The organism is Streptomyces sp. NPDC048650 (assembly GCF_043199095.1).
Taxonomy (GTDB): Bacteria; Actinomycetota; Actinomycetes; order Streptomycetales; family Streptomycetaceae; genus Streptomyces.
The window spans coordinates 400,668-421,383 of the sequence record NZ_JBICVM010000007.1; the positions used below are offsets into that span (position 1 = coordinate 400,668).

The 20,716-nt window shown below is 73.0% G+C and carries 19 protein-coding genes; 5 read left to right on the forward strand and 14 right to left on the reverse strand.

Annotated features, from left to right (window positions below):
• Positions 1 to 189: 189 nt before the first annotated feature.
• From ACGFML_RS22345 to ACGFML_RS22355, 3 genes are all read right to left on the reverse strand, one after another.
• A complete protein-coding gene (locus ACGFML_RS22345; RefSeq protein WP_393546205.1) occupies positions 190 to 1,347 on the reverse strand; it encodes a low temperature requirement protein A in 1,158 nt (385 codons plus the stop codon).
• A 7-nt stretch (positions 1,348 to 1,354) separates the two neighbouring features.
• A complete protein-coding gene (locus ACGFML_RS22350; RefSeq protein WP_393546207.1) occupies positions 1,355 to 1,681 on the reverse strand; it encodes a nuclear transport factor 2 family protein in 327 nt (108 codons plus the stop codon).
• Between the two features lie 241 nt (positions 1,682 to 1,922).
• A complete protein-coding gene (locus ACGFML_RS22355; RefSeq protein ID WP_393546411.1) occupies positions 1,923 to 2,897 on the reverse strand; it encodes a methyltransferase in 975 nt (324 codons plus the stop codon).
• A 238-nt stretch (positions 2,898 to 3,135) separates the two neighbouring features.
• Here ACGFML_RS22355 and ACGFML_RS22360 point away from each other — a divergent pair, with 238 nt between their 5' ends.
• Complete coding sequence (locus ACGFML_RS22360) at positions 3,136 to 4,458, forward strand: amidohydrolase (protein WP_393546209.1); 1,323 nt, start codon at positions 3,136 to 3,138, stop codon at positions 4,456 to 4,458.
• A 102-nt stretch (positions 4,459 to 4,560) separates the two neighbouring features.
• On the forward strand, positions 4,561 to 5,658 hold the full coding sequence (locus ACGFML_RS22365; protein ID WP_393546413.1) for a MerR family transcriptional regulator: 1,098 nt from the start codon (positions 4,561 to 4,563) through the stop codon (positions 5,656 to 5,658).
• Positions 5,659 to 6,005: 347 nt separating this feature from the next.
• Here ACGFML_RS22365 and ACGFML_RS22370 read toward each other — a convergent pair whose 3' ends face one another.
• The 4 genes from ACGFML_RS22370 to ACGFML_RS22385 form a co-directional block, all read right to left on the reverse strand.
• A complete protein-coding gene (locus ACGFML_RS22370) occupies positions 6,006 to 6,851 on the reverse strand; it encodes a S1 family peptidase (protein WP_393546211.1) in 846 nt (281 codons plus the stop codon).
• A gap of 347 nt (positions 6,852 to 7,198) precedes the next feature.
• Positions 7,199 to 8,404: an FAD-dependent oxidoreductase gene (locus ACGFML_RS22375; protein ID WP_393546213.1), complete on the reverse strand. Its 1,206-nt coding sequence runs from the start codon at positions 8,402 to 8,404 to the stop codon at positions 7,199 to 7,201.
• 98 nt (positions 8,405 to 8,502) lie between these two features.
• Complete coding sequence (locus ACGFML_RS22380; protein WP_393546215.1) at positions 8,503 to 9,264, reverse strand: sulfite exporter TauE/SafE family protein; 762 nt, start codon at positions 9,262 to 9,264, stop codon at positions 8,503 to 8,505.
• A gap of 1 nt (position 9,265) precedes the next feature.
• Positions 9,266 to 10,066, reverse strand: coding sequence for a GntR family transcriptional regulator (locus ACGFML_RS22385; RefSeq protein ID WP_393546217.1), 801 nt, complete (start codon positions 10,064 to 10,066; stop codon positions 9,266 to 9,268).
• Positions 10,067 to 10,215: 149 nt separating this feature from the next.
• Between ACGFML_RS22385 and ACGFML_RS22390 the strand changes: the two genes are divergently transcribed.
• Positions 10,216 to 11,601: a rhodanese-like domain-containing protein gene (locus ACGFML_RS22390; protein WP_393546219.1), complete on the forward strand. Its 1,386-nt coding sequence runs from the start codon at positions 10,216 to 10,218 to the stop codon at positions 11,599 to 11,601.
• A gap of 91 nt (positions 11,602 to 11,692) precedes the next feature.
• On the opposite strand, the gene ACGFML_RS22395 is transcribed toward ACGFML_RS22390, so the two are convergent.
• Positions 11,693 to 13,087, reverse strand: coding sequence for an MFS transporter (locus ACGFML_RS22395; RefSeq protein ID WP_393546220.1), 1,395 nt, complete (start codon positions 13,085 to 13,087; stop codon positions 11,693 to 11,695).
• A gap of 393 nt (positions 13,088 to 13,480) precedes the next feature.
• Here ACGFML_RS22395 and ACGFML_RS22400 point away from each other — a divergent pair, with 393 nt between their 5' ends.
• Positions 13,481 to 13,909, forward strand: coding sequence for an AMP-binding protein (locus ACGFML_RS22400; protein ID WP_393546222.1), 429 nt, complete (start codon positions 13,481 to 13,483; stop codon positions 13,907 to 13,909).
• Positions 13,910 to 13,936: 27 nt separating this feature from the next.
• Here the strand turns inward: ACGFML_RS22400 and ACGFML_RS22405 are convergent, their stop codons facing one another.
• Positions 13,937 to 14,335: a MerR family transcriptional regulator gene (locus tag ACGFML_RS22405; protein ID WP_393546224.1), complete on the reverse strand. Its 399-nt coding sequence runs from the start codon at positions 14,333 to 14,335 to the stop codon at positions 13,937 to 13,939.
• A 123-nt stretch (positions 14,336 to 14,458) separates the two neighbouring features.
• Between ACGFML_RS22405 and ACGFML_RS22410 the strand changes: the two genes are divergently transcribed.
• A complete protein-coding gene (locus tag ACGFML_RS22410) occupies positions 14,459 to 14,680 on the forward strand; it encodes a hypothetical protein (protein ID WP_393546226.1) in 222 nt (73 codons plus the stop codon).
• Positions 14,681 to 14,719: 39 nt separating this feature from the next.
• On the opposite strand, the gene mscL is transcribed toward ACGFML_RS22410, so the two are convergent.
• From mscL to ACGFML_RS22435, 5 genes are all read right to left on the reverse strand, one after another.
• A complete protein-coding gene (mscL, locus tag ACGFML_RS22415; protein ID WP_393546228.1) occupies positions 14,720 to 15,226 on the reverse strand; it encodes a large conductance mechanosensitive channel protein MscL in 507 nt (168 codons plus the stop codon).
• Positions 15,227 to 15,896: 670 nt separating this feature from the next.
• Positions 15,897 to 16,730: an S-methyl-5'-thioadenosine phosphorylase gene (locus tag ACGFML_RS22420; RefSeq protein WP_393546230.1), complete on the reverse strand. Its 834-nt coding sequence runs from the start codon at positions 16,728 to 16,730 to the stop codon at positions 15,897 to 15,899.
• Positions 16,731 to 16,833: 103 nt separating this feature from the next.
• On the reverse strand, positions 16,834 to 17,196 hold the full coding sequence (locus ACGFML_RS22425) for an FmdB family zinc ribbon protein (protein WP_393546232.1): 363 nt from the start codon (positions 17,194 to 17,196) through the stop codon (positions 16,834 to 16,836).
• Between the two features lie 112 nt (positions 17,197 to 17,308).
• Positions 17,309 to 18,607 (reverse strand): MFS transporter, encoded by a 1,299-nt coding sequence (locus tag ACGFML_RS22430; protein ID WP_393546233.1) that lies wholly within the window; start codon positions 18,605 to 18,607, stop codon positions 17,309 to 17,311.
• A 380-nt stretch (positions 18,608 to 18,987) separates the two neighbouring features.
• Positions 18,988 to 20,535, reverse strand: coding sequence for a potassium/proton antiporter (locus tag ACGFML_RS22435; protein WP_393546415.1), 1,548 nt, complete (start codon positions 20,533 to 20,535; stop codon positions 18,988 to 18,990).
• Positions 20,536 to 20,716 lie beyond the last annotated feature (181 nt).

Here is a 20,716-nt window from a genome sequence, read left to right on the forward strand (position 1 = left end):
CACCCGTGCAGGCCCATCCGGCACCAATGCGGGCTACCGGCAACCGAGTTGGGACCGCTGTGCCGGAACTCCGGACGACTTTCGCCCGGTCCGGTGGCCGCGTACGGCCGTTCGGCACGCTTACGGGCGAAACCGCGTGGACGGCCGTAACGGACCGGGACTCCCCCCAGCGCCCCCGCTACGTCCCCGCTACGCCCCCAGGGCCGTACCCTGCCGCGCCGTCAGCGTGACGCCCACCGCGACCGTCGCGGCGGCCACCAGGCCCGCCGCCGGCACCGCGAACGCCCCGCCGAAGGTGCAGGCCAACACCAGCACCGCGGACACCGGAAGCACCAGCTGCTGCGCCGGCCCGCGCTTTTGATGGCGGGAGTGGATCAGCCAGACCGACAGCAGAAACAGGGCGGCCGGCACCGTGACACAGGCGGAGGCCGCGAACAACGACAGATGCCCCTTGCCCACCGACTCCTCCACCGCGACCTCGATACCCGCGCCGACCGCCGCCGCCGAGCCGTAGACCAGATAGTGGCCGTAGCCCCACAGGAACGCCTGGGTGTTGCTCCGCAGATGCAGATGGATGGGGACCGCGAAATAGATCCAGTACGCGGCGAAGACCAGCAGCAGGCCGCCGCCCGCGATGGGCAGCAGGGTGCCCAGCTCGTCGTTCTCGTCGAGCGCGGACTGGACGGCGACGGTGGCCGCCGCGATCGTCTCCCCAAGCACGATGATGGTGAACAGCCCGTAGCGCTCGGCGATGTGGTGCGGATGCCAGGGCGTCTGCCGCTCCCGCTCGGCGAACGCCGGTACGGACAGCTCCAGCACGCCCATCACCAGGAACACCCAGGGCACGACGGACGCGGAGGCGAACAGCAGCGCCACCCAGCCGACCTGGCACACGCTCACCCCCAGCGCATAGCGCAGCGCGGTCCGCCGCTCGGCCCCCCGGCAGCCGTGCGCGGCCCGCAGCCACTGGGAGACCAGCGCCAGCCGCATCACCAGATAGCCGAACCAGACCACCCCGAAGTCGCTGAGGTCGAACGCGCGCGGCACGCCCGCGGCCAGGATCAGCACCCCCGCGATCTGTACCAGGGTCACCACACGGAAGAGCACGTCGTCGTTGTCGTACGCCGACGAGAACCAGCTGAAGTTCACCCAGGCCCACCAGATGGCGAAGAACATCATCAGGTAGCCGGCGATGCCGGGACCCGGATGGCCCTCGGCCAGGGCGTGCACCAGCTGACGGCCGGCCTGGGCGATGGCCACCACGAAGCACAGGTCGAACAGGAGCTCCAGCGGGGTGGCGGCGCGGTGTGCCTCGTCGCGGCTGCGCGCCCGCATGGGGAGTGTCATACGGCCGTCAGCCGGTGATCCGCATCAGCGTGATGCGGTCACCCTCGACGGTGAAGGCGAAGTCGGACGGTCCGGTGTAGCCGTTGCCGCCGACCTGGAGGCTGACGGTCGTGGTGCTGCCCTGGGTCCGCACGGCCGTGACTTCGAGCGTGACCTGACGGCCGATGAACTCGCCGTCGCTCCAGCCCCGGATCGCATCATGGCCCCGGAACTCCCGGCCCCAGTCGTTGACCGCGCCGTCCTCGGCGAAGGCCGCGAGAAAGCCGTCGATGTCGCCGCCGTTGGCGGCACGCAGAGCGCGGTCGACGGGCGCGGGGAGGGGCGGGGTGGGCATGGCGGGCTCCTTGGCTCCGGGCGCTTCTTCCGGCCCCGGGCCGGGACGCGGGGTGGCATCAGTACAACCCGGGCGGGCCGCGGCGCCGCGATGGGCGCGGGGGCGCGGCGTGTCGTGTCGCGGGAACCGGGGCGGCCACGGCCCCGGCGCGGACCGGCGGCACGGGCCGTCTTCGGGGGGCGGCGCGGGCGGGGACGACTCCGGGGAGACCCGCTGCAGGACGCCCCTCAGTCCGTCACCCTCAGTCCGCCACCGCCTCCACGATCGACGGGAACGCAACCGTCGGCAGAACCCGCGTCAGCCGGAACCCTCCGGCCGAAAGCAGCGTCGCGAAATCCTCCGAGGTCCGCTCCCGCCCGTCCAGAACCGCCATCATCGCGACATCCATCGTCTTGCCGAAATGCGGCGCGTTGCCCGCCGGCAGCACGCTGTCGACGATCAGCAGCCGGCTGCCACGGGCCATCGCCGCCCGGCAGGTGTGCAGAATGCGCCGGCACGCCTCGTCCGGCCAGTCGTGCAGGACGTGCTTGAGGACGTACACGTCCCCGCCCGCCGGGACGGACGCGAAGAAGTCGCCCTCCTCGGTGCGCCAGCGGCCCTTGAGATCGTCGCCGCCCAGCAGATGGCAGGCCAGCGGCGGCGGCTGGTCGAAGAGCACACCGGTCAGCTGGGGGTGGCGGCGCAGCGCGGCGCGCAGCAGACCGCCGCGGCCGCCCCCGACGTCCACGACCGTGCCGGCCGCCGGAAACGGGTACGCGGCGACCACCGCCTCGTCCACCGGACCCGACAGCGACGCCATCCCGGTGTCGAAGAGCTCGCGCCGGGCCGGGTCGGACATCAGATGTTCGAAGAGCGGCACCCCGATGAGCCGCTCGAAGGCCGCGCCGCCCTCGCGCACCGCCTCCGGCATCCCCGCCGAGGTCCGCAGGAACAGCTCGTCGGTGAGCATCATCACGGCGGGGTGCAGCGAGTCGGGGACGTCGGTCCGCAGCGGTCTGGCCGCCGGCGTCAGCTGGTAGGCGCCCGCGGCGTCCTCCCGGAAGATGCCCCGGGTGGCGAGATAGCGCAGCACCCGGCGCAGGTGCGGGGCGTGGGTGTCGGTGGCCAGGGCCAACTGCTCGGCGGTGCGCGGGCCCTGGGCCAGGTGGTCGGCTATGCGGTAGTGGGCCGCCGTCCGCAGCGCGGCGGAGAAGAGGTGGCCCATGGCCTGCTCCATCAGGTGGGCCACGAGATCCGCGGGCTCGCCGGTCGGCGGGGTGGATGCGGTCGCCAATGTCGGCCTCCAGTCAACGGCTCGGGCAGGCTGGTTCACGGTGGCAGTCGGGGGGCCGGGTGTCACGAGTCGCCCGCGGCCGACCCGCGAAGTCCGGCCAGCCGACGGCGAATACGGTCCGGTGCGCTCCGGCGGGTCTGCCGGTGGGCCTCGGCGCGGTCGTTCATGGTCGAATGCGCGAATGAGCGACAGCGACCACTCCAGCCCCGTCAGTGACGCCTCCAGCTCCGTCAGTGACCTCGCCGGCTCCGGCACCTCCCGATCCGCCACCGACTCCGTCCTGGCGCCGCTCGACACCCGCCTCGCGGATCTGGTGGCGCTCTACGAGGACCTGCACCGCCATCCCGAACTCGGCTTCCACGAGACCCGTACCGCCGCCGAGGCCGCCCGCCGGCTGACCGCGTTCGGCTACGACGTCACCACCGGCATCGGCGGCACCGGAGTCACCGGAGTGCTCCGCAACGGGCCGGGGCCGGTCGTCCTGCTGCGCGCCGACATGGACGCGCTGCCGGTCACCGAGCGCTCCGGCCTCGACTACGCCTCCACGACGCCCGGCCGGATGCACGCCTGCGGCCACGACGTCCACGTCACCTGCCTGCTGGGCGCCGCCGACCTGCTGGCCGAAGGGCGGGACCGGTGGTCCGGCACCCTCGTCGTGCTGTTCCAGCCGGCCGAGGAGATCGGCAACGGCGCCCGCGCCATGCTCGACGACGGCCTGTACAGCAAGGGCCTGGTACCCACCCCCGACGTAGTGCTGGCCCAGCATGTCGCCCCGTTCGGCGCCGGGCTGATCGCGTACTGCCCCGGGGCCTGCATGGCCGCCGCCGACAGCCTGGAGATCACCTTCCACGGCATCGGCGGACACGGCTCCCGCCCGGAGACCACCGTCGACCCGATCCTGATGGCGGCGTCGTTCGTCCAACGGGTGCAGTCCGTCGTGGCCCGCGAGGTGGCACCCAAGGACCAGGCCGTGGTCAGCGTCGGCTCCTTCCACGCCGGCGACACCGCCAACGTCATCCCCGACCGGGCCGTCGTCAAGCTCAGCGTCCGCAGCTTCGACGAGGCCGTACGCAGCCGGGTGCTGGCCGCCATCGACCGGATCGCCCGTGCCGAGGCCACCGCCTCCGGCGCCGACCGCACCCCGGAGGTCAGGATCCTCGACTCCTTCCCGGTCACCGTCAACGACGCCCGCACCCTGCGCAAGGTCAACGAGGACTTCACCCGGTTCTTCGGCGAGCAGCGGCTGTTCGCCTACGACCCGGCATCGGGCAGCGAGGACGCCTCCCTCCTGGCCACCGCCGCCGAGGCACCGCTCTACTACTGGTGGCTGGGCGGCTGGGACCCGGACGAGTTCCGTACGGCACTGGCGGCGGGACGGCTCGCGCAGGACATCCCCTCCAACCACTCACCACACTTCGTCCCGGTGGTGCGTCCGACCCTGACGATGGGCGTGCAGGCGCTGGCAGCGGCGGCCATGAACCGCCTCGACCCGGCCGCGGGCTGACGACACCGCCCGGTACGGCCCGTTGACCTTGCCCTTGGGGGAGGCCCCAGCATCGGCCGTGCCGGGCGAGGGGCCCGGCACGAGGAGGGCGGACGGATGGGCATGAGCGGTGGCACGGACGGTGGGCTGCTGACCATCGGCGCGTTCGCCCGCGCCTGCCGGCTCTCGCCCAAGGCGCTGCGCCTGTACGACGAACTGGGCCTGTTGACCCCGGCCCACGTCGACCCGTACAACGGCTACCGCCGCTACGCCCCGGCGCAACTGGAGCGGGCCAGGCTGGTGAGCTGGCTGCGCCGGCTCGGCATGCCGCTGGCCCGGATCCGCGAGGTGTGCGCGCTGCCGCCCGGCCCGGCGGCCGAGGCGGTCGCCGCGTACTGGGCGCGGGCCGAGGCCGACACCGCCGCCCGCCGGGAGCTGGCCGCCTTCCTCGTCGACCAGCTGCAGCGGAAGGACGACAACGTCATGACAGCAACGGGTACTTCTGCACCTCTCCCCCTGACGATGCGGTACGCCGCCCGGACCGACCGGGGGCGGGTCCGCCCGGCCGACCAGGACGCCGCGTACGCGGGGCCGCGGCTGCTCGCGGTGGCCGACGGCCACGGCGAGCGGGGTGGGGCGGCCGCGGCCGCCGCGATCGACGCGCTGACCGCCCTGGAGGACCGGGACCTGACCGCGTCCGACCTGCTCACCGCCCTGGAGGAGGCGGCGCGCCGGGCCCACCGGGCGGCCCCGGCGGCGGACGCGGAGACCGGCTGCACCCTCACCGCGCTGCTCCGCTCCGGCTCGCGGCTGGGGCTGCTGCACGTGGGGGACTCGCGGGCGTATGTGCTGCGCGACTCCGGGCTGTTCCGGATCACCCACGACCACAGCATGGTGCAGTCCCTGGTCGACGAGGGCCGACTCACCCCGGAGGAGGCGACGGCGCACCCGCAGCGCGCGCTGCTGCTGCGCACGCTCGGCGGTGGCACGGAGTTCGCCCCCGACCTGCACCTGCTTCAGGCGCGGCCGGGCGAGCGGTATCTGCTGTGCACCGACGGGCTGTCCGGGGTCGTCCCGACCGAGGCGATGCGCGACGTCCTCACGACGGCGGCCGACCCCGAGGAGGCGGTACGGGAGCTGATCGCCCTGGCCCATGAGGCGGGGGCGCCGGACAACGTCGGGTGCGCGGTGGGGGAGGTACGGAGGGGGGAGGAACCGTGAGGGAGGTATGGGTGAGGTGAAGTCCCGTAGGGGCGGGCCCGTAAGGGGTGTGCGGGCCCCTTGCGGTATCCCTGCCCGTCGGGCGGGCGGGGTACGCGGGGCGGCGGAACCGTGGCCGGGTGGCAGCGCCGCCCGGGGCCCGGCGCGGGAAAGGGGCACAGCTCCCTGAGCTGCGCCCCCGTCACTCCCCGGCCCGGCCGGCCGGATCCGACCGGTCAACCCGATCCGACCGGTCGACTCAACCGGAACCGACCGGTCGACCGGGTCGACCGGACCGGTCACCGACATCCCCGGTCACCGACATCCGCCGGTGGGTGCGCACCGGCACCGGCTGCGCACCCACCGGGTCAGCCGATGACCTTGGACACCCAGTCCTTGAAGGAGTGGATCTCGGTGTAGACGTCCGGCGACTCGCCGCAGACATGGCCGACGCCGCGGCTGTCGACGCCGACGATCTCCCAGCGGCCGGCGACCTTCTTCAGCAGCGGCGAACCGGAGTCACCGCCGCACGGGCCGAACTTCCCCGTGGGGTTGTCGGCGCAGACGTCGCCCTTGTGGATCCCCCAGGAGTCGTCCCCGTCCGGGCCCTTGACGCACTTGGGCGTGTTGGCCGGGATGGTCTTGGTGTCGAGCTGCTGGAGGGCCTTCGGGAGCTTGTCCTGGCCCGAGTCCGTCGGCTTGGTGTAGCCCCAGCCGATCTCCCGGACCGCCGTGCCGGCCGCCGTCGCCGTGGACGACATCGCCACCGGAGCCTGCGACACCTTCTTGTCCAGGTGCAGCAGCGCGAGGTCGTTGCCGTTGTCCCGGTCGTCCGAGGCGACGTGGTCGGGGTGGACGGTCACGCTCTTGACGCCCACGACGGTGCCGCCGGTGGTCCGGTCCTTGGAACCGATGCGGACCGTGAACTCCTTGGCCGGGATGACCTCGGTCTTCCCGTCCTTGCCCGCCTTGGAGACACAGTGCGCCGCGGTGACCACCCAGTCGCCGCGGACGAGTCCGCCGCCACAGGTGAAGGCCTTCGCGTCGCCCCAGCCGCCGTGGATCGCGGCCATGAACGAGTAGGCCGGCGCCGTGCCGCCGCCGATGATCTTCGGTGAGTTGTCTCCGGGCCCGGTGGCGGGGGCCGCGCCGGCCGTACCCGCCAGAGCGCCGACCAGGACGGTCGCGGCGGCCGCGACGGGTGCGTACCGCACTCGCCGGGCGGCTCCCTTCAACTTCGATCCGCGCTTCACGTAGGAATGATCCTCTCGAACGTATGTTCAATTACGTGGCCACAGTAGTCAGTTGGGGAATTTCCCACAACGCCGACAACTGGTGACTCGGTAGTCACACAGACCACAACAGCCACAACAGTCGCAGGGGGCAAGCGCGTTCGGATATCCGTTGTCGTACTCAGATGGCGGCACGGCGTGAACAGCACGAGGGGATACGGCAGTTGACTCGCGGCGCGATGGGAGCCGCCGCCGACCGAGCCGATCGGCGGCTACCGGGCGGAGTCGGCGGCCGCCCGGGCGGGGCCGACGGCGGCCGGGCGGGGCCGCTACGCCAGGCCCTTGAGCATCCCCTTGAAGTACAGCTGCGGCAGCCCGTAGCGCTTGAGGAACCACATGTCGGTGCGCTCCCGGGTGGTGTCCAGGAACGGGATCGACGGGGCGGGCCGCAGGTCGTAGTCGAACTCGGCGAGCAGCATCTTGTGGCGGGCGGTGACCAGGGGGCAGGAGGTGTAGCCGTCGTAGCGGGCGGTCGCGGGTCGGCCGCGGAGACCGGCGAGGAGATGGGCGACCACGACGGGAGCCTGCTTGCGGACGGCCGCGCCGGTCTTGGACGTGGGCAGGTTGGCCACGTCGCCGAGCGCGAACACCTCAGGGTGGCCGGGGTGCTGGAGGGTTTCGCGGTCGGCCTCGACGTACCCGTAGGGGGAGTCGGGGTCGGCGAGCGGGCCGTCGGCGAGCCACTGGGGGGCGCGCTGCGGCGGTACGGCGTGCAGGAGGTCGTAGCGGACGGTCTCGGCCGTGCCGGTGGCGTGGTCGGTGATCACGGCCTCGCGCGCGGCGCCGTCCAGGGCCGTCATCTCCGACCGCAGCCGCACCTCGATGCCGTACCGCCGGGCCGTCTCCGCCAACACCCGCGAGAACACCGGGACCTTGAACATCGCCGGCTCCGGCAGCACCAGGATCGTACGGATCGCACCCAGCACACCGCGCTTGCGCCAGTGGTCGGCCGCCAGATACGCGATCTTCTGCGGGGCACCGCCGCACTTCACCGGCCCGGACGGCATGGTGAACACCGCCGTACCGCGCTGCATCCGGCGGATCAGCTCCCAGGTGTGCGGGGCGAGATCGGGCCGGTAGTTGCTGCTCACCCCGCCGTGGCCGAGGGCCGCGGCCAGGCCGGGTACACCGTCCCAGTCGAGCTGGAGGCCGGGTGCGAGGACGAGCCGGCCGTAGGAGAAGACCCGACCCGAAGTGGTGGCGACCGTCCGGGCGACCGGGTCGACGGCGGTGGCGCGCTCGCGCAGCCAGCGCACGCCGGGCGGGATGACGTCCGCCTCGGTGCGCAGCGCGGCCCGCAGCGGCGCCTGGCCGCCGCCGACCAGCGTCCACAGCGGCTGGTACCAGTGGGTCTCGGAGGGCTCCAGCAGCGCGATGTCCCGGATGCCGGCGCGGCGTAACCGGGCGGCGACGGTGATGCCCGCGGTGCCGCCGCCGACGATCAGGACCTGGTGGTGGGTGGCGGGGGGCGTCATGGGTTCCTCCAGTAGGGGGTGCGTCGGGGTCTCGGTCGGGAGCTCGGTCGGGGACGTCGTCGGGAACCTCGGGGCCACGGGCGGGGCACGGGCAGCGGTCACAGACGGGGCAGGGCGGTGGCGGCCATGGTGACGGCGACGACGGTGACCAAGGAGGCGAAGGCGCGGGTCAGGACCGGCGCGGGCAGGCGGGTGGCCAGACGGTTGCCGAGGTAGCTGCCGGCCGCCGTACAGGCCGCGAAGCCGGCCAGCAGCGGCCAGTCCAAACCACCGGTGCCGGCCCGAGTGGCCAGCGCCGTGGCGGAGTTGACGAGGACGACCAGGAGCGAGGTGCCGACGGCGACCGGCAGCTCCAGCCCCAGGACGAGCGTGAGCGCCGGCACCACGACGAAGCCGCCGCCGACACCGAAGAAGCCGGTCAACAGCCCGACGGCGGAAGCGGTCAGGGCGATGTGCGCGGGATGCCGCCGGACACCTGCCGCCGCTCGCCGCGGCCCCCGCCCCCTCAGCAGCACCGCCGCCACCGTCAGCATCAGCCCCGCGAACGCGGCCATCAGCACCGCCGGATCCAGCGACGCGCTCCACCGCGTGCCGAGAAAGCTGCCCGCCGTGCCCAGCGCGCCGAAGGCCGCCCCGGCCCCCCAGCGGATCCGGCCCGCACGAGCATGACAGGCCAGTCCCGTGACGGCGCCGACGGCGACCACCACCAGGGCGCCCGCGGTCGCTTCGTGCGGCGACTGGCCCAGCAGATAGACCAGCACCGGGACGGCCAGTATCGAACCGCCACCGCCGAGCGCGCCCAGCAGCAGACCTATCAGCAGCCCGCACGGCAGCGCCGCCGCGGCTAAGACGACGGACACGCTACGCGGAGGGACACGCGGCCCGCGGCGCGAGAGCGACGGCCCGGCTCTCGTCCGACCACTCCGCGACGAAGGCGAACCGATCGCCGCGCACCACCGTCTCGCGCCACTCCACCGGCCGCTGACCGGCCCGGCCCAGCCGCTCGATCGCGAACGCCGCCTCGCGGTCCGCCAGTCCCAGCAGCCACGCCTGCCGCACGTCCGGCAGGAACGGCTGGATCCGCTCCCGGCCCCCGGTCACCTTCACGCCGCAGCGCCGCGACAGCTCCCCGTAGAGCGAGGTGTGCCCGAAGTCGGCGTCCAGCAGCGGCTCGGTGATCTCGGCGGGCAGATAGGCGGTGTCGTGCGCGAGCGCCTCGCCGTCCGCCAGGCGCAGCCGCTCCAGTACGACCAGCGGCGCGTCCGGGACCAGCCCCAACTGCCCGGCGACCGTCCCGTCCACGGTCCGCTCCAGTCGCAGCACCTCGCTGCGCTGATCCACGCCCTGGCCCTCCAGCTCGCGGAAGAGGCTGTAGAGCGAGCCGAGCGGCTGCTGTATGCGGCGGGTGTCCAGGCGGCTGGCGCGGCCACGCTCGGCGATCACCAGGCCGTCGGCGCGCAGCTTGCGCAGCGCCTCGCGGACGGTGTGCCGGCTGACCTCGTACTCGCCGGTGAGCCGGTGCTCGGCGGGGAACTCCTCGGTGAACGCGCCCGCTTCCATCCGGCGCCGCAGATCGGCGGAGAGCTGCGCCCACAGGGGAAGCGGCGAGCGCCGGTCCAGAGGGCGCGGGGCGTGGTCCCCGTCCGGCTGCTGGGTCGTCATGGGTGCCTCCGCGAGCGGGTGTTCGGGGATGAGCCGACGGGGGGCCGGGCTTGTTGCCTCCCCTCCGGCTGCCTAATGTACGTACATCCGTGCATCCGCACAACGGACGCTGCCCGAGCCGACCTTGGGCGCACCCCTCGGAGGTCACCGTGCACTTCGCGCAGTACTACCTCGACTGCCTCTCCCAGGCGTCGTACCTCATCGGCGACCAGCGCACCGGACGCGCCGTCCTGGTCGACCCGCGCCGCGACATCGACGACTACCTGTGCGACGCGGACGAGGTCGGTCTGCGCATCGAACTCGTCATCGAGACGCACATTCACGCCGACTTCCTCTCCGGCCACCTCGAACTGGCCCGGGCGACCGGCGCCACCATCGCCTTCGGCGAGGCCGCCGACACCGGCTTCCCCATCCGGCGGTTACGCGACGGCGAGCGGATCGGGCTCGGGGCGTCCGAGGACGACGGCGTCACCCTCACCGTCCTGGCCACCCCCGGCCACACCCCCGAGTCCATCTGCCTGCTCGTCCACGAACACCCCGACGACGCCGAGCCGTTCGGCGTCCTGACCGGCGACACCCTCTTCGTCGGCGACGTGGGCCGCCCCGACCTGCTCTCCGCCGCCGGGCACTCGCCCGAGGACATGGCCCGTCGGCTGCACCACTCCCTGCACACCAAACTCATGACGCTCCCGGACGCGACCCGGGTCTTTCCCGCACACGGCGCCGGCTCCGCCTGCGGCCGCAACCTCTCCACCGAGACCAGCTCCACCGTCGGCGCCCAGCGACGCCTCAACTACGCACTCCAGCCCATGCCGGAGAGCGCCTTCGTCCGGCTGGTCACCACCCAACAGCCCGCCACGCCCGGCTACTTCGCGCACGACGCCGCCCTCAACCGCGACGGCCACCCCCTCCTGGAGCCCGCCCCGCCCGCGGCCCTCACCCTGGCGGAGGCCCGCACGGCCCGCGACGAGCACGGCGCCGCCCTCCTGGACTGCCGCCCCCTCGCCGACTACACCCGCGCCCACCTCACCGGCTCCCTGCACACCAGCCTGGACACCCGGTTCGCCGAGTACGCCGGCAGTGTGGTGCCGCCCGGCACACCGATCGTGCTGCTCGCCCTGCCCGGTACGCAGGACGAGGCCCGCCTCCGCCTCGCCCGCATCGGCTACGACCGCGTCCTGGGCCACGTCCCCGACCCGGCCGCCGCCCTGGCCCGCGAACCCGCGCTGACCACCCGCAGCCACCGCATCTCGCTCGATGAACTCCCCACGGGCGACCATCAGTTGATCGATGTCCGCAACCCCTCCGAACACGCGACGGGCGCCCTCCCCGGAGCCCGCAACATCCCGCTCGCCACGCTCCCCGGCCACCTCGCCCACCTTGACCGCGACCGGCCCGTCGTCCTCTACTGCCGCAGCGGCAACCGCTCGGTGATCGCGGCGGCACTGCTGGAGGCACGGGGATTCACCGACGTGCGGGACGTGGTGGGCGGCTACCAGGCACTGGTGGCGCAGGACGTACCCGCCGCGGGGTGAGGGCGGGCGTACCCGTACCGCGCGGCAGGCGCGTGGCCGCTTCCGTACGGCGCGTTCGCGGGGCCACTGCCGTACGGGCGCGTTCGCGGGGCTACTCCCGTACGGCGCGGCAGGCCGCCCGGCCCCCCGCGGCCGGTACGAGAACCGGCGCCGCCACCAGACACAGCACCGCCGGGAACAGCAGCGACACCGGTGCGTGCGCCGCACCCGACCCGCCGCCGCCCGCCCCGGCCAAGGACAGCCCCACGCCCGCGGTCACCGTCATCACGGACTTGGTCACCCCCGACGCCTCGCCTGCGCGCTCGGGGCGAACCACGGCCTGCGTACCGGTGAGGGCCAGCGCGCCCGCCACCCCCAGCGCCGCCGCGGCCCCGGTCGCCGCCACCAGGAGGACGGGCGTCCCGGTGGCGCGTCCGGCGGCCGCCAGGGCGAACGCGGCGACGGCCAGACAGACCGCCGTCACCGGCACCGTGACCGCCGCCCGCACGCGTCCGGCCAGCGGACCGCCGACCGCCAGCGCGGCGGCCGGCGCGAGAAACGCCACCCCCGCACCCGACGCCGACCGCCCCTGCGCCTGCTGGAGCGCCGGCGGCACGGCGTACAGCAGCGCCACGGTCGCCGCATTGGCCACCGCCCCCGCCGCCGTCAGCACCACATAGCGCCGGTTGCGGAAGAGCCCCAGGTCCACCAGGGGGCCGGGTGAGCGGCGCTCGGCCCGGACGAAGGCGGCGCCGAGCAGCAGCGCACCGGCCGCCCACCCCCAGGAGGCGGGGTGCTGCAGCCAGAGGGCCAGACAAGCGGGCGCGGCCGTCACGGTGACCACGCCGGCGGCATCGAGCGGGCGGCCGGTGGCCGGGGCGCGGGACTCGGCGGCCCGCCCGGCGTACCCGGCCGCGGCCGCGGCGAGCGGCACCGTGACCCAGAAGACGGCCCGCCAGGAGAGGCCCTGGACGAGCACACCGCCGAGGAACGGGCCGCCCACGGTGCCCACTCCGCCCAGCCCCAGCGCCAGTCCGGTCGCCCGCCGGCGGCGCTCCGGGGCCACGGCACGGGTGAGCAGCGCCAGCCCGACGGGCATGATCAACGCCCCGCCGGCGCCCTGGACGACGCGCGCCGCCACCAGAAGGGGGACCGACGGTGCGAGCGCACACAGTGCGGAGCCGCCGCCGAAGAGGGCCAGCCCGAGGACCAGCATCCGGCGACGGCCAAGGAGGTCGCCGAGACGCCCGGCGGCCGGCATCAGCGAACCGGCGGCGAGGAGATAGCCACTGACCACCCACGGCATCGCCCCCGCCGAGCCGTGCAGGGCCGAGCGGACGACGGGCAGCGCCGGATTCAGCGCGAAGGAGTCCAACTGGACGCAGAAGACGCCCAGGGCGACGGCGACCACGGCGGGCTCGCGCACCAGGGATGCGCGGCCGGGCAGTGGGCCGGGCAATGGGCCGGGCTTCGAGCCGGGCGCCGGGACGGGCATGCGGGTGGGCATGGGTGCCTCTCGTACGGACGACGGACGACGGACGACGGACGGTCGGGCGGTCGGGCGGGCAAACGGGCGGGCAGACCGGCAGGCCGACAGGCGGACGACGGCGGGTGCGGACGTCACGGAACGACGGGCGTACGGAGGGAGGGATTGTCGGCACCGGAAGCGGGGCAGAAAGGCCCGGGCGGCCGCAGGAAGGCGGCGGCAGGTGCGAGAAGGCCGGCGCGCAGCCGGCTCGGGGACGCTGTACAGGAGACGTTCAGCGATCGTTGATCGCTCATCATCATCCTGAACTGCATGTTGCGCCCTGTGACTTCAGAGCATGTAGATGACGCCCGGGAAATACAAGAGCCGCAGGCGTCGCGGATCGCCCTCACCTGGAGCGGTGAGCCAGGCCGGATGGAAGAGCTCACGCACGGCATGCTCCTCGAACAGGCCGACCGGGCCGCGGCCGCCCTCTCCCGGCTCGGAGTGCGGGCCGGTGATCAGGTGGCCGTCCATCTGCCGCTGGTGCCCGAATCGGTGATCGCCACCATCGCCTGCGGCCGTCTGGACGCGTTACGCACCACGCTCCCCGTCTCGCTCACGGTGCCCGAACTGGTCGCGCGAACCCGGGAGTCGGGGGCCCGGGTCCTGATCACGGCGGACGCGGCCTTCTGGGACGGTGCGATACGACCGGTGAAGGCGGTGCTCGACCATGCGCTGGCGCGGGGCGGGGCGGTCGGCGGACAGAGTCGTACGGTCCTGGTGGTCAACCGCTGCGCGCGCCCGGTGTCCTGGACCCCTGGCCGCGACCGCTGGTGGCACGAGGCGCTCGACGCGACGTAGGCCCCGGAGCGCAGTCACCCGGGCCGCTCAGGTCGCGGCCGCCACCTCACCGGCGGCGTCCGGGCGCGTGGTGCCGCGCACCACGTCGAGGTACTCGGCCACCGCATCACGGTTACGGACCAGGCACGCGATGCGCTCGGTCATACGGTCGCGTTCGAGCTCCAGCGTGGCGAGCATCTCCGGCGTCGCGTCGGCGAAATGGATGGTCCGGGGCCGGTCCAGGCAGGGCAGGATCTGCTTGATGATCCGGGTCGGCAGTCCGGCATCGAGCAGCCCTCTGATCTGCAGGACGCGGTCCACGAACCGTTCGTCGTACTCGCGATAGCCGTTCGCCGACCGGCCGGCGACGATCAGCTCCTGCTCCTCGTAGTAGCGCAGCAGCCGCCGGGGCGTCCCCGTGCGCTCCGAGAGCTCTCCGATCCGCATGTGCTCCCCCTCGCACACGGCCGACGCCCTTCACCCATGACCGTCGGCCTTCTCACGCGTGTGATGGTCCGGAGCATACGCAGCACCCGCCACGGGCCGCGCTCCGCCCCGTACCCTGAAGAGGTGAGCACCACCCGTGAACCCGCACCCGAACCGGCCCCCGCGCCCGATACCGCCGAGGCGGCCCGCCCCGCGCCCCGCCCCGCCGCGCTGATCTTCGACGACCCGCTGGACCAGCAGTCCTCGGACGACACCGACCGCGGCTGGGGCGAGCGCCCCGCGTCCTCCGGGGGCGCCGCCGACCTCGCGCGCTTCCTCGACGACAAGCCGCCCCACCACCTCTGAGCGAGGCGGCGGGGCGGCTCGGCCGGTCCGTGGTGCTCGCTACTGCTGCGTCTTCTGCGTGATGACGGTGGCCGCCGATGCGGCGGAGTGCGGACCCGAGCCGTTGCGCTGGGCGAGGAGCGCATCGCGGATCTCGGTGAGCAGCTCGATCTCGGTGGGGTCGACCGGAGTGTCGTCCACCGGCTTCTTCGCGTCCTGGCGGGCCTTCCACTTGTTCATCGGAAGGATCATGAGGAAGTAGACGACCGCGGCGGTGATCAGGAAGGTCAGCGCGGCGCTGAGCACCGAGCCCCACAGGATGTAGATGCCGTCGGTGAATTCGCCGGTCTTGCCGTCCGGGTGGCAGGTGGCGCTGAGGCACGTCTTGTAGTTGTCGAGGTTCTGCGAACCGAGCGCGCCGATGATCGGGTTGATCACGCCCTTGACCACGGCGTTGACGATGTTGGTGAACGCCGCTCCGACGACGACTGCGACCGCGAGCTCGATGACGTTGCCGCGCATCAGGAATTCCCTGAATCCCTGAAGGACGCCCTTGTTCTCGCTCACCTGACAGCCTCTTTCCACGCTCGGTACGGACGGTGCAGCAACAATCAGCACCGCAACTTACGACAGGGCGGGCCAGGCATGTCCAGTCGGGCCACACGAACCAGCGATCGGCGGGAGCGCCAGCACTGATTCGAGGGGACGGCCTGCCACCCGGAAGAGTTTTGCGTGCGAGCGAGGGCGATGCCACTCGATCTTGTGCCACCGCTACCGCCCTTCGGAGAGCGCTGCCGGCAGGCATCCGGGCGCGGACGCACTTCGTACGGCACCGTACGAACCGCCGGTGGCCAGTGCTGCGGCGGCCATCGCCAGTCCGGCCGCGCACATCCGCCGCCGCGTCGCCCGCTGCCACCGGCATCGGCCGCCGCCGGATCGTACCGGGGCGAAGTGGGGCACTTCACACGTCGGCGGCGTCGGGAGCGGCGGTTCGGGGGGCGGAGGCGACGGGAACGGTGCGGCGCCGGCGGCGGGCGGACCGGCGGGCGAACGGCCCGCGAAAGGGGGCTGGGGGAGAGGGGGCTCGGGGAAGGGACGGGGCATCGTCGTCACCGCCTGTCGGGTGGGCGCGGAGGTCGGAACCGGTGATCACCACCGTGCCGGAATTCCGCGCATCCCGCCGAGGGCTGTGGACGAGCCCGCCCGATGTGGACAACCCCGTCACCCGTCGGAGCGGCTACGGCAGCTCGATGCCCAGGTCCCAGCCGTCGACGGCGCTCGCACACGCACAAGCGCGGGCGGCGCCGGCGGGCAGGGCGGCGACCGCGTCGAAGAGGACCTCGCGCAGCAGGCCGACGTTCTGGCCGAACACCTCGAGGACCTCCTGGTGCGAGACGCCGTCGCCGCTCTCGGTGCCGGCGTCCAGGTCGGTGACGAGCGTCAACGAGGTGTAGCAAAGGCCCAGTTCGCGGGCGAGCACGGCCTCGGGGTGGCCGGTCATGCCGACCACCGACCAGCCCTGCGCGGCGTGCCAGCGCGACTCCGCGCGCGTGGAGAAGCGCGGTCCCTCGACGACCACGAGGGTGCCGCCGTCCACCGGCTCCCAGTTGCGCCCGCGGGCCGCCGCCACGGCCGCCCCGCGCCCGGTGGGGCAGTACGGGTCGGCGAACGCGACGTGGACGATGTTCGGGACGCTGCCGTCCGGCAGCGGTTCGCCGTCGAAATACGACTGGACGCGGGACTTGGTGCGGTCGACGAGCTGGTCGGGTACGAGCAGCGTGCCCGGGCCGTACTCGGGGCGCAGGCCGCCGACGGCGCACGGGCCGAGGACCTGGCGGACGCCGACCGAGCGCAGGGCCCACAGGTTGGCGCGGTAGTTGATGCGGTGCGGTGCGAGGTGGTGACCGCGCCCGTGCCGGGGGAGGAAGGCGACGCGTCGGCCGGCCACCTCGCCCAGGAAGAGGGAGTCGCTCGGCGGCCCATAAGGGGTGTCCACCGTGATCTCGGTCACGTCGTCGAGGAAGGAGTAGAACCCCGAGCCGCCGATAACGCCAATCTCCGCGTCAGCCATGCCGGTCACACTATCGGGGCAGGGATGCCGGCCCTCGGGGTGGTCCGCCGCAGCATGCCGCGGACCCCGCCGTCAGAGACGGCGGGGTCCGGGGAAGCGCTGGTCAGGCCGCGGAGCTGCTGCTCGTGGACGACGAGGAAGACGTCGAGGACGAGGAGGAGGACGACGAGGAGGACGACGCGGCGGACGTCGAGGACGACGACTTGGTGTCCGAGCCGCCGGCCGAGTCCGACGAGGAGGAGCCGCTCGACGCACCGGCGGTCTTCGCCGGGCTGCTGCTGGACGACGAGCCGCGGCTGTCGTTGCGGTAGAACCCGGAGCCCTTGAAGACGATGCCGACCGCGGAGAACACCTTCTTGAGGCGTCCGTTGCAGCCCGGGCACTCGGTGAGCGCATCGTCGGTGAACTTCTGCACCGCCTCGAGGCCCTCGCCGCACGCGGTGCACTGGTACTGGTAGGTCGGCACGTGACTTCCTCCTGGCACTCTCACTCATTGAGTGCTAACGACGATCCATAGTGCAGTATTCCGGCCCGCCAGTCCACTGTGACCGCCGGACGGTGACCCACCACACGTCCGGTCAGGCGCTCGCCAGCTCCCGCTCGCGGTCCTCGACGGCGTCGGCCGGGGCCGTCGCGCCGCGGTCGGCGCCGGTGACGACGACTGCCGACGAGTGCGGCCGCAGATGGCCGCGGAGCGTCAGCAGCACCGTCAGGGCCAGCGCCGTCCCGGCCAGCGGAACCAGGAAGCCGGCGCTGGGGCCGAAGCGGTCCGCCAGCTGGCCCGCCGAGGAGGCGGCCGCCGCCTGACCCAGCGCGACCGCGCCGGTCAGCCAGGTGAAGGCCTCGGTGCGGGCGCCCGCCGGGACCAGCGATTCGACCAGGGTGTAGCCGGAGATCAGGGCCGGGGCGATGCACAGGCCGATGAGCAGACCGACCGCGGCCAGCAACGGCACCGCGGTCACCGCCCACAGCGGGGTGGTGGCGAGCGCCAGCAGCCCGTAGGCCACCAGGAGCCGCCGCCGCGGGCCGACCTTCCAGCTGACGGCGCCGCAGACGACGCCGGCGAGCATGTTGCCGGCCGCGAAGATCCCGTAGAGGACGCCGTTGATGCCCGGGTGCCCGATGTGCTCGGTGAAGGCCGTCAGGGAGACCTGCATGCCGCCGAAGACGGTGCCGATGCCGAGGAACGCGACGATCAGGACGCGGACGCCGGGCACCGACAGCGCCGAGACGCGCGGCAGATCGTCGGCCTGCGCCCGGTGGACGGGCGGCTGGGTGCGCCGCTGCGAGGCGAACAGCAGGCCGCCCGCCAGCGACAGCACGGCCTCGGCGACCAGGCCGGCGGCCGGGTGGATGCCCGTGCAGAGCGCGGTCGCCAGCACCGGGCCGACGACGAAGGTGAACTCGTCGGTCACCGACTCGAAGGCCGCGGCCGTCGGCATCAGCGGGCTGCCGCCCAGCTTCGCCGCCCAGCGGGCCCGCACCATGGGGCCGACCTGCGGCGTCGAGGCGCCGGTGGGGACCGCCACCGTGATCAGCGCCCACAGCGGGGCGTGCACGAGGGCGAGGGTGATCAGCGCCGCGACGCCGACGACGTGCACCACGACGCCGGGAAGCAGCACCGCGCGCTGACCGAAGCGGTCGGCGAGCTTGCCGCTCTGCGGGGCGAACAGCGCCATTGAGACACCGGTGGCGGCGGTGACCGCGCCCGCGGTGCCGAAGGAGCCGGTGGTGGACTGGACGAGCAGGGTGATGCCGATCGTCAGCATCGCGAACGGCTGCCGGGCCAGAAAGCCGGGCAGCAGGAATGTCCATGCACCAGGGGTGCGCAGCAGTTGTCCGTAACCGGGACGGGAGTCCTTGACCGCGGATGCCACGGCCGGGCCTTTCTGCCGCCTGGTAGCGCGCCGCCGCAAGGTCGTCACGGGTACGCGCCGAGAGCTGTCCTCTCGCGCAGGACCGAGTGATACCGCGTGGTCCTCACCAAGGAAGTGGCTGCGCGAGTGGCAGTGGACCGCGGCCGCCGAGCGGTCGCGCCAGCTCTGCTTCAGGCAGAGTTGGTTCGTTTATTGCTTCTTCATACTACAGGCGGGAGTGCGTGAAGCCCTGGGATTAACCAGAGCTTCACGCGTAATTCCTTGGGATCCGTGGAGAGATACGGCACATACCGGCCGGTCGGAGTCGGATCGGAGTCGTCTGGGCCCTACCGTCGGCCGGCGGCGCGGCGCGGCGCGGCCCGGCCACGCGGCACGGCGCGTCAGCCGGCGTCCCGCTGCCGGCGCCGCCGCTCCTCATGGTCGCCGTGCCGCCGGCCGCCGCCCGTGCCCAGCCAGCCGGCCAGCTTGCCGCCCTGGGAGACCGCCTGCAGTCGGCGCTCGGCCGTGTCCCGCACCGGATCGGTGGCGACCACCAGCAGCTCGTCGCCGTGCCGCAACACGGTCGTGGGCGACGGGACGAAGCTGGAGCCGTCCCGGACGACCAGGGTGACCGCGGCGCCCGCCGGCATCCGCAGCTCCCCGACCTCGACGCCGTGCATCCGGGAGGACGGGCCGATGGACGTGGACAGCAGATGGCCGCGCAGCCGCTCCAGCGGGGCCGACTCGATGCCCAGGTCGGCCGCCTCCCCTGCGGCGGTGCCCAGCCGCAGCCGCCTGGCGAGCCAGGGCAGCGTCGGGCCCTGGATGAGGGTGTAGACGACGACGAGCACGAAGACGATGTTGAAGACGTGGTCGCTGCCCGGAATGTCGGTGACCATCGGGATGGTCGCGAGCACGATCGGCACCGCGCCGCGCAGCCCGGCCCAGGACAGCAGGGTCTTCTCCTGCCAGGGCATCCGGAAGGGCAGCAGGCTCGCGAACACCGACAGCGGCCGGGCCACCAGCGTCAGGATCATGCCGATGACCAGCGCCGGGACTATGTCGTCGAGCAGGTTGTGCGGGGTGACCAGCAGGCCCAGCAGGACGAACATGCCGATCTGGCCGATCCAGCCGAGCCCTTCGGCGAAGCCGCGGGTGGCCGCCGTGTGCGGCAGCTTGGCATTGCCCAGGATCACCGCGGCCAGATAGACGGCGAGGAAGCCGGAGCCGTGCGCCAGGGCGCCGGCCGCGTACGCCGAGACGGCGATGGCCATGACGGCGATCGGATAGAGGCCGGAGGCCGGCAGCGCCACATGCCGCATGCCGTACGCGCCGAGCCAGCCGACGGCCAGCCCGATGGCGGCGCCGATGGTCAGTTCCAGGGCTATTTCGCCGATCAGGGCGTACCAGTGCTCGACCGGACCGGCCGTGGAGAAGGCGACGACGAGGATGACCACCGGGGCGTCGTTGAAGCCCGACTCGGCTTCCAGGACACCCGTCAGCCGTGCGGGCAGCGGCACGCTGCGCAGGACGGAGAAGACCGCGGCGGCGTCCGTCGAGGAGACCACGGCGCCGATCAGCAGTGCCTGACGCCATTCGAGTCCGGCCAGATAGTGCGCCCCGGCCGCGGTGACCCCCACGCTCACCGCGACGCCGACCGTCGACAGCGCCGCCGCCCGGGGCAGCGCCGGCCTGATCTCTTTCCACTTGGTGCCGAGGCCGCCCTCCGCCAGGATGACGACCAGGGCCGTATAGCCGAGGAGTTGGGTCAGTTCGGCGTTGTCGAAGACGACACCGCCGAGGCCGTCCTGCCCTATGGCGATGCCTATCCCCAGATAGATGAGCAGGCTGGGGAGCCCGCTGCGCGAGGAGAGTCGTACCGCGGCCACCGCGATGAGCAGTACGAGCGAGCAGACCAGCAGGAGTTGATTGAGGTGGTCGACAGTCAGGAGCTGGTCCTTTCTCGCACGGGAGCCGGAAGGAAGCGGTCCGTCGGACCTACGATCCTTACCGTATCTAGTTACTGAGACTAACAATTTACCATTACTTGAAAGTCGGATGTGCTCGTAGTGACTCCGCGTAGGGGTCGCCGGACCCGTGCGCCTATGGTTGCTCCAGCACTCCCACCCT